This window comes from Amycolatopsis sp. NPDC059027, from assembly GCF_042739735.1.
In the GTDB taxonomy this organism is placed as follows: Bacteria; Actinomycetota; Actinomycetes; order Mycobacteriales; family Pseudonocardiaceae; genus Amycolatopsis.
In genome coordinates, this window is the sequence record NZ_JBHYIK010000019.1 from 35,171 (window position 1) to 44,188 (window position 9,018).

The following is a 9,018-nucleotide window of genomic DNA, read 5'->3' on the forward strand; positions in this document are numbered from 1 at the left end:
CCCGCGCCTCGCGGTCCGTCCCTGAGAGGCTCGAGCTGGCTCGCCGCGCTGCCAGCAGGAACTGGCCCCCCCCCCCCCCCCCCCAACCCCCCCGTCTGGTCAGATCAGGTGGAGCTGCTTCAGGTCGTCCGCGTACTTGCGGATCAGGGACGCCGTCACGTGCGGGATGTCCTTGTCCGAGCCCACTTCGGCGTCGCGCACGGCGGCGCGGAAGTGCGCGGTCGGGATCCCGCTGCCCGCCACGGGTTCGGCGGGCTGGGCGAAGGCGTGCAGGAGCGGCAGGAGTGAGTGCTGCTTCTGCTTTTCCGGCAGGGCGCGGATCGCCGTCTCGAAGCGAGTGAACCACTCGTCGTAGTCGTCGACGCGTTCGATCGGGTAACCGGCCGCGGTCAGCCAGTCGACGTAGGTGTCGAGCGAGATCCCGTCCTCGTGCGGGTTCAGCACGTTGTAGGTCTCGTAGCCCTCGGTGGTCCCGGCGCCGAGCGTGGCGATGGCCTCGGCGGTGAAGTCGGCGGGCAGGCCGTCGTAGTGGGCGGGCTCGGTGGTCCGGTAGAACGAACCCGGCGCGATGCCGGTGACGACGAGGCTGAGCAGCAGCCGGGTGAACATGTCCGGCACGTTGAGCTGACCGGTGTACCGGCTGTGCGCCAGGATCATGTCGGACCGGAACACGGCCACCGGCAGGCCGTACCGCTCGTGGGCCTCGCGCAGCAGCACTTCGCCCGCCCACTTGCTGGTCGCGTATCCGTTGGCGTAGCTGTCGTCCAGCACGCGCACCGGGCTGGTGACGCGGATGTCGGACTCCTCGTCGCCGGACGAGGCCTGCGCCGCGATCACGGCCACCGTCGACAGGTAGGTGACCGGCTTGAGTTTCGTGGTGAGCGCCAGGCGGATCAGCTCGGCCGTGCCGGCCACGTTCGGCCCGAACAGCTGGTCGTAGGGCAGCACGTGGTTCACCAGCGCGGCCGGGTGCACGATCAGGTCGACGTCGGCGGCCAGCCGCTGCCACGTCGGCTCGTCGAGACCGAGATCCGGTTCGCTGATGTCGCCCGCGAGCACCTCGAGATGCTCGGCGGCCAGATCCTGGAAATGCGACCGCAACGCGGAGTCGCCGCTCTCGAACGCGTCGTCGAGCCGTTTGCGCGCGGCCTCCGCGGTGCTGCCGCGGACGACGCAGACCACCTTGCCGCCGTCCGGCGCGAGCCGTTCCAGCCATTCCAGGCACAGGAAGCGGCCGAGGTAGCCGTTCGCGCCGGTGAGCAGGACCGTCCGAAGAGGACGGTCCGGGCGGGAGAGCGCCGTCGCGCCGGAGAGAGTGTCCGGGTCGATGAACTTGTCGAGCGTGAGGTCGGCGGCACTGGCCTCGGTGCTGCCCTCGCCGTGGACGGTGGCGAAGCTCGGCCGCTTCGTTCCCGGCTGGAGGGCCTTTTCGACGTAGTCCGCGAGCGTCCCGAGGGTGCTGGCCGCGCTGATGACGACGCCAACCGGGACCTCGACGCCGAAGATTTCCTTGAGCAGCGTGGAAAACGACAACGCGGACAGCGAGTCGCCGCCCAGGTCCAGGAAATGCACGTCCGCGCCGAGCTCCCCGGAGGCCGAGCCGAGCACGGCCGCCGCGGCCCGCGCGACGGTGTCGAACACCGGCTTGTCCCGCCCGGTCGCGCGCAGTTCGCGCAGCGCGCTGGTTTCGCGGTGGGCCAGCTCGGCGTACAGCTGCTCCAGCCGCTCTCCGTAGTGTGCCTTGAGCTGGGGCCGCAGCAGCTTCCGGATCCCGGACAGCAGGCCGTTTTCCGGGGAGAACGGCTCGGTCTCGATGAGGAAGTCGCGCGGGATCTCGTAGGAGTTGAGGTCCTCGTCCTTGGCGATCCGCTGCAGTGACTCGCTCACCAGCGCCTTAACCTTCTCGGTGGCGCCGCCGGCGCGTTCGAGCGCCTCCGGGGTCGGGACGACGACCGCGAGCAGGTACGCGCGCTCGCTGCTGCCGTAGACGTAGATCTGCCGGATCACCGGGCTGGCGGCGAACAGCGCTTCGAGCCGTGACGCGGCGACGAACTCGCCCTGCGAAAGCTTCAGCACGTTCTTGCGCCGGTCGACGTAGACGAGTTCGCCCGGCCCGGCTTCCGCCATGATGTCGCCGGTGTGGTAGTAGCCGTCCTCGTCGAAGACCTCGGCCGTGGTGTCGGGACGCTTGAAGTAGCCGGGCACGAGCGTGGTCGACTTGAGCAGCAGCTCGCCGCGCGGATGCGGCGAGTCCGTGTGGAAGTACCCCAGTTCCGGGACGTCGATGAGCTTGTAGCCGAGCACCCGCCCGCGCGTGATCTTCCGGTCGAAGAGGACGCCACCCGCTTCGGTCGAGCCGTAGGCGTCGTGCAGCGGAACGTCCAAAATGGACTCCATGAACGCGGTCAGCTCGGCCGAAAGCGGTGCGGAGCCGGAGCCCGCCCAGGCGATCCGGCCGCCGAGGAAGTGCTCCCGCAGTTCGGCCTTCACCTCGGCCTCCACTGCCGGGCGATCCGCGCCCCGCGCGTCCAGCTCGCTCTGGAACCGCTGGAACAGCATGTCGCAGATACGGGGGACCAGCATGAGCTCGGTCGGCCGCGCGAGCCCGATGTCCTCGAACAGCGTGGACAGATCGCTTTTCGCGACGAAGTACGAGGTGCCCCCCTTGGCAAGGGTGCCGAACAGGACGGCGCGGCCTGCCAGATGGCTCATCGGCATGAAGTTGACGCCGAGGAGCGGCAGCTCGGCCCGTTCCGGCCAGAAGCCGCGCCACAGCTCGACGACAAGGCGATCGGTGTAGATGGCGCCCTTGGGCGTCCCGGTGCTGCCGGAGGTGTAGATCAGCAGCGCCAGCCGGTCTTCGTCCGCGCCGGTGAATTCCGCCGCCGGCGGCAGCGCTTTGCCGCGCGCCAGCACGTCGGTGAGCGAGTCCAGCGCGATGGTGCTGCCCAGCTCGGTGAGCCTGACGCGCGCGGCCTCGAACTCCTCGCGCTCGTCGTCGACCTCCGGGTGGTAGTCGAAGACGATCAGCCGCCGGACGGATTCGCTGTCGGAGACCACTTCGACGGCTGTGGCCAGGTTCTCGACGCTCGTGGCGAGCAGGCGCGGGCCGGTCTCGGCGATGATGGGCTTGAGGTGACCGGCGGTGGCGCCGGCCTGGAGCGGGACGGACACCGCGCCCAGCCGGACGCACGCGAGGTCGAGCGCGGCGTAGTCGGCGCTGGTGAATCCCAGCGTGGCCACGAAATCGCCGTCGTGGACAGGGGCGTGGGGGTCACGCTGCCATTCGGCCGCGATCGCGCCGACGCGGGACCACAGCTCGCGGTAGCTCACCGTGTCGAACCGCGGCAGCAGGCGCCGGGTGGACCGGCCGGTGGCCGGATCGGTGACCAGTTCCGCGGCGCGTTCGCCGAGCGCGGGCCGGTCGGCGTAGCCGTCCATCACCGTCGCCACGAGCTCGGCGAGCGCAAGCCTGGGCCGGTGGATCGCTTCGGTGACGCCCGCGAGCGGCTGAGCGTCGCGGACCTGCGCGTCCGTCTTGGACAGCTCGGCGATCCGGCGTGCTTCCCGTTCGTCGGCCCCGGCGTTGTTCGCCATCGTTCAGCCCTCCTTGGGTCTCGACCTCCTGGGTTCCGGTGGCGGCACTGACACCGGAAAGTAGATGTGCACTACAACTAAATTTACGCTTCGCATTCGGACGGTCGCGGGAAAGCGCCCTGTGATCTGGAACTCCTTGTGTCTGATCCGTCACGGCTGGTACAGGTTGACTGTCCTGTGGGGACACCGCGGCGCGGGCGCGCCTGGCCTCGGTGTTTTCCGCGCTCACGGCGCCACGGCTGCGGTGATTCGCCGAATTCCCTTGACCGCACTGTGAAATTTCACAGGCGGGAATCCACAAAGGACGTCCCAGATGGCGAGAGCACCGCGCCGGAATTCCCGCGATCAGTACGTTGTCGCGCTCCGGTCCGCGGCGAACACGGCTTCCACGGCGGTGGCGATCCGGAGCAGCTCACCGTCTTCGAAGATCCGGCCTTCGAGGCACATTCCGACCGGCAGCGCCCCGGCTGCAATCGGCGCGGGCACGGCCAGCGCGGGCTGCCCGGCGACGGTGCCCGGCTCGGTGTTGCGGATGACGGCCGGGAAGCGCGGCAGCGTGCGCCCGTTGAGCACGACGGTGTCGTTCTCGCCGATTCGTGCCGGCGGGACGGGGCAGGTGGGCCAGAGGAATGCCTCGGCGCCGGAGGTTTCGAACGCTTCCCGGTACGCCGAGCGCAACCGCCAGCGGGCAGCGCACGCGGCGGCATAGCGCTCCGCGGTCACGGGCGCGGAGGCCAAGCCTTCGATCAACGCGCGGACGTCCGGTGAGGCGACGCGCGACGCGATCTCGTCGAACCCGGCGGTGGCCAGCGGTGACCCCGTGAGCACCAGCCGCTGCCGCAGCAGGCGGGCGCATTCGAACCGGACGATCTCGATGCCGGATTCGATGGCGGTCGTGAGGTCGTCGCGCACCTCGACGTCGACGAGCTTCGCCCCGGCTTCTTCCAGCACGGCCAACGCGGCGTGCGCGGTGGCCGCCACGGCGGGGTCGAGGTCGTGGAATCGGTTGCGGAGCACGCCGATCCGCAGACCGTCCACGGTGAGCGGCTCGCGCGGCGCGGAGGTCCCGGTGATCACCTCGTCGACGATCCGGACGTCGTGCACGGTGCGGGCGTGGACGCCCACGGTGTCCCGGCTGTGCGACAGGTTGACCAGCCCGCCGCCGGGGTAGCGGCCCGTGGACGGCCGGAACCCGACGATCCCGCAGAAGGCCGACGGAATGGTGACGGACCCGCCGGTGTCGGTGCCGAGCCCGATCGGCACGGCGCCGAGCGCCACGGCGACGGCGCTGCCCCCGCTGGAACCACCCGCCGACCGCGAAGGATCCCTCGGATGGCGGACCGGCCCGGTGAACGCGTTGTCGCTGGTGATGCCGAACGCGAGCTCGTGGAGGTTCGTCTTGCCCAGTACCGTCGCACCCGCTGCCTTGAGGGCGCTGACGACTCCGGCGTCCGCATTGGCCACGGAACCGTCGAAGAGCGGGCTACCGGCCGTGGTGGCGAACCCCGCGACGTCGATGTTGTCCTTGACCGCCAAGGGAATTCCTGCCAGCGGCCCGTCGGCTCGGGCGCCGGGCGCCGTCCCGACGGCGATCCATGCGCCGTGCGACGTAGCGCTTTCCCGGGCCCGCTCGACGAGCTCCGCCCATTCCGGCGCAGAGGCGTGGAGGTCGTGGTCGTCGTGTCGCATGGGGGAGCAGTTTGCCAGGCGGGCGGCGGTCCGGGAACGGAAAAGCTCACCGCGGCAGTCTTCTGCCCCGAACGTAGGAAGTGAGGAAGCCGCCCGCGGCGCACAGGCACACCAGGCCGCCGATCACGATGACGGCGATCCCGGCTTCGGGGACGCCATGGACGAGGTGTTCCCCGGAAATCCCGGTGGCCGGGTCGATGTACCGCTCCTCGCTGTCGGGATGGGTCACGAGGTACAGGATCCCGGCGACGATCGCGGCGAGACACGCGGCGGCACCCGCCAGCAGCCAGCCGCCGCGGTCGCGCTGCCACTCCTCACCGGTGAGCCGCTTCGCGTCCGGGCACCGCGCCAGCGCGGTCCGGCCCACGGCGGTGTGGTCGGCGGCCAGCCCGTCCACCCGGACCCGCTCGCCGTCGGCGAAGTGGAGCACGCAGGTGTACCCCGTGCCCAGGTGCCGTTGGAGCGCGTGCCGCGCCTCGCCGCCCTTGACGGTGATGGCGGTGACCCGGTCCCACGACCAGCCCGCGAGCCGCCGCCGTCCGGCGTACACCACGCCGTGCTCCCGCACCTCGACGAACTCGTCCCGCCCGCCCCGCAGCGCCCGGACCGCCTGGGAAGCCGTGATGATGGCGGCGACGAGGGTGAGCCCGAGCAGCACGCCGATCGCCTTGCGGCCACCCGCGCTGTCCGCGTCGCCGCCGAGCAGGGCCCACAGCCCCAGCCAGCCGCTGGCGACCGCGATCACCAGTGCCCAGCCGGCGTTGGCCCACCGCTTCCGGTTGTCCACCCGGTGCCTGCCGAGCAGCGGCCCGAGGTCGGTGAACATGTCCTTCCCGTCGATCATCCGGTCAGCCAAGCAGCCGGGAGCCGAAGGGACACCGGCAAAAACGCCGTCGGGCGAACAGTGCGGGACGCTGCCCCCGCCGGGCCGGTTGCTGCGCGGGAACAATGCGGTAGCCGGATCGGGGGTACCTATTTTTCGCGGATCGCGACGAAAGTCGCTACTGCCGCATCTCGGCAGGAATCACCCTTGAGCGCACCGGATCACCGGTCCCGGCCACGGTGTTCGTGTCCGGGCTACGCCAGCGTGAACGGCGCGGCATTCCTCGCGCCGGAACCTCCCCTCGCGAAAGTGAGTTTGCCGGTATGCGCACAACGTCTCCAGGGCGACGTCTGCTCGCCCGCTCCGCCATCACCTTGGTAGCCGCGGGCGCGGCCATCGGCTTCATCGCCCCGGCCACCGCCACCGCGACGACCATCGAGGGCTATTCGCCCACGGTGCAGCGCGCCGCCGTCGCGGACCTCGCCGCGGAAGCCGGGATCACCGAGGCGGCCGCGACCCAGCTGCTGCGCACGCAGGCCGCGAGCGCCGAGACCTTGCAGAGGGTCACCACCTCGCTCGGTGCCCGCGCCGCCGGCGGTTACCTCGACGCCGCGGCGAAACCCGTGGTCAACGTGCTCGACCAGGCCGCCGCGGACCAGGTCACCGCGGCGGGCGCGCAGGCACGGCTGGTCAAGCACTCCAGCGCGGCGCTGACGGCCGCGCAGGACGCCCTGCAGGCGCTGCCCGCGGTCACGCACACGTCGATCGGCCTCGACCCGAAGACCAACCAGATCGTGCTGACCGTGGCCGACGCGGCCAAGGGCACCGACGCACTGCTGCAGGCCGCCGAGTCGCTCGGCGACCGGGTCCGGGTGGAGCGGCTCTCCGGCGAGATGCACACCGCGATCTACAACGGTGAGGCCATCACCGGCGGTGGCACGCGCTGCTCGGTCGGCTTCAACACCAACAAGGGCGGCCAGAACTACATCGTCGACGCGGGGCACTGCACCCGTGCGGTTTCGCAGTGGAACGTCGGCCCGTCGCAGGGTTCCACCTTCCCTGGCAAGGACTACGGCCTGATCCGCAACACAACCGGCAGCGCGCCCGGCGCGGTCACCCTGTGGAACGGCTCCAACCAGAAGATCAGCTCGTCGGCCGCGGCGACGGTCGGCCAGCGGATCAGCAAGAGCGGCAGCACGACGCATCTCACCACGGGATCGGTGCAGCGCCTGAACGTGACCGTGAACTACGCCGAGGGCGCGGTGCGCGGGCTGATCCAGACCAGTGCGCTGGTCAACCCCGGTGACTCGGGCGGCTGCCTGTTCGCCGGCAGTGTCGGCCTCGGCATCACCTCCGGCAAGGGCGGCGGGACGTCCTACTTCCAGCCGGTCGGCGACGCGCTGAGCGCCTACGGCGTCACCCTCAACTGAACCCGGTAGGAGAACGCCCCGGCCGCCGTGCCGGGGTGTTCTCGTCTTCGGACAAGAACGGCAGGACGGCTTCGACGAACGCGCCGGGCGCGTCCCGGTGCACGCGATGCCCGGCGGCGACCTCGACGAGCCGGGCGTCCGGGATTGCCTCCGCCAGCAGCCGGATCCGTTCCTGGGAAACCATGCTGGCCGGGCCGCCCGCGACGACGAGGGTGGGCGCGGTGATCGAGGCGAGCCGGCTCCACCAGGCCGGGTCGGGGGTACGGAACCGGCGGAACAGCGGGCCCACCAGCCGCCAGTCGTAGTCGACAGGCGTCGGCGGTTCGGCGGGTGGCTCGGGGAGCGGTCCGGCCGGGACCGTGTGCGGCGGCGGGGCCGCTTCCTCGACGACCAGCCGCCGGACGCGTTCGGGATGGCCCGCCGCGAACAGCTGCGCGACGCTGCCGCCCATCGAGTGCCCGACGAGGTCCACCTCGCCGAGCCCGCGGTGGTCGAGGAACGCCAGCACGTCGCCGATCATCAGTTCCAGCGAGTAGTTTCCCGGGCGCGAGCTGGCGCCGTGCCCGCGGGCGTCGAGGGCGATCGCCCAACGGCCGGCCGCCGCGAGCGCGGCCGCGAACGCGTCCCAGGTCACCGCGCCGCTCCCGAGACCGTGCAGCAACACGACCGGCTGCCTCGCGGGGTCGCCGATCTCACGAAAGCCGATGGTCAGGTCGCCGGCGGACTCCGTGCCGGTGCGGATCGGTCCGAGGTCGATGGTCACTCCGCGAACTCTATCCCCGCCCACCGACATTTCCGGCGCCCACGACGCACGCTGTGCTGTGCCACGGCTTTCCCGGCTGTCCTTTATGGACTTTCGGTGCCATGAAGGGCCCCTGCGCCACCTTCGCTGTGCCTGGTGGAACGCTACCGGACAGGCCGCGGCCTGTCAGAACAGCGCGAGCTGGTGCTTGCCCGGCCCGTCCGGCTCGACGAGCGCCGCACAGCGCCCGCAGCTCACCGGCTCGTCGACCGGGGTGAGCTGCTCCGGGTTCCACCCGTTCAGCCCGGCCCCGCACGCGGGAAGCCAGTCGTCCGGGAGCATGCGGTGCACCGTGCCGGACGGGGCGCGGCCACGGACACCACCGCCGTGCCGGGCCACCCAGCCGGCCAGGTCGTCCGGACGGAGCGGCCCTCGGCGGTGATGAGGTGGCATACGGCGCCGGAACGTCCGCAACGGTGTGCGGCCCACCGCGAAAAGCGCCGGCGGATCGTCGTAGGCCTCGTATCGGTCGTCCACGTTCACCAGCATGCCCGACACCACCGACAGTTCCGGGCCGCGCGGCGGGCGGTCTCAGCCAGGCGGAGCAGCGACACAACCCGTTTCGCCCACAGTGCCAGGTGCGTGGGGGGGGGGGCGGGCGGGGGGGGGGGGGGGGCCCCCGCCGGGGGGGGGGGGGGCCGCGCCCGGGCGCCGGCACCGGCGGGGGGGGGTCAACA

The 9,018-nt window shown here is 71.4% G+C and carries 6 protein-coding genes; 1 reads left to right on the forward strand and 5 read right to left on the reverse strand.

Features of this window, described 5'->3' with window-relative positions; genetic code table 11:
* Positions 1 to 99 precede the first annotated feature (99 nt).
* The 3 genes from car to ACFWY9_RS15500 form a co-directional block, all read right to left on the reverse strand.
* The gene (gene car, locus ACFWY9_RS15490) at positions 100 to 3,597 is read right to left on the reverse strand and encodes a carboxylic acid reductase (RefSeq protein WP_378339114.1); all 3,498 of its coding nucleotides are present in this window, start codon (positions 3,595 to 3,597) and stop codon (positions 100 to 102) included.
* Positions 3,598 to 3,942: 345 nt separating this feature from the next.
* Positions 3,943 to 5,286 (reverse strand): amidase family protein, encoded by a 1,344-nt coding sequence (locus ACFWY9_RS15495; protein WP_378339115.1) that lies wholly within the window; start codon positions 5,284 to 5,286, stop codon positions 3,943 to 3,945.
* A 46-nt stretch (positions 5,287 to 5,332) separates the two neighbouring features.
* The gene (locus ACFWY9_RS15500) at positions 5,333 to 6,130 is read right to left on the reverse strand and encodes a hypothetical protein (protein ID WP_378339116.1); all 798 of its coding nucleotides are present in this window, start codon (positions 6,128 to 6,130) and stop codon (positions 5,333 to 5,335) included.
* Between the two features lie 302 nt (positions 6,131 to 6,432).
* Here ACFWY9_RS15500 and ACFWY9_RS15505 point away from each other — a divergent pair, with 302 nt between their 5' ends.
* Positions 6,433 to 7,539, forward strand: coding sequence for a S1 family peptidase (locus ACFWY9_RS15505; RefSeq protein WP_378339117.1), 1,107 nt, complete (start codon positions 6,433 to 6,435; stop codon positions 7,537 to 7,539).
* Here the strand turns inward: ACFWY9_RS15505 and ACFWY9_RS15510 are convergent.
* Together ACFWY9_RS15510 and ACFWY9_RS15515 are read right to left on the reverse strand one after the other, a co-directional pair.
* Positions 7,532 to 8,302, reverse strand: coding sequence for an alpha/beta fold hydrolase (locus ACFWY9_RS15510; RefSeq protein WP_378339118.1), 771 nt, complete (start codon positions 8,300 to 8,302; stop codon positions 7,532 to 7,534). The two genes, ACFWY9_RS15505 and ACFWY9_RS15510, sit on opposite strands and share 8 nt — an antisense overlap.
* A 165-nt stretch (positions 8,303 to 8,467) precedes the next feature.
* Entirely contained in the window at positions 8,468 to 8,830 is a 363-nt protein-coding gene (locus tag ACFWY9_RS15515) for a hypothetical protein (protein ID WP_378322616.1), read from the reverse strand.
* Between the last annotated feature and the right edge of the window lie 188 nt (positions 8,831 to 9,018).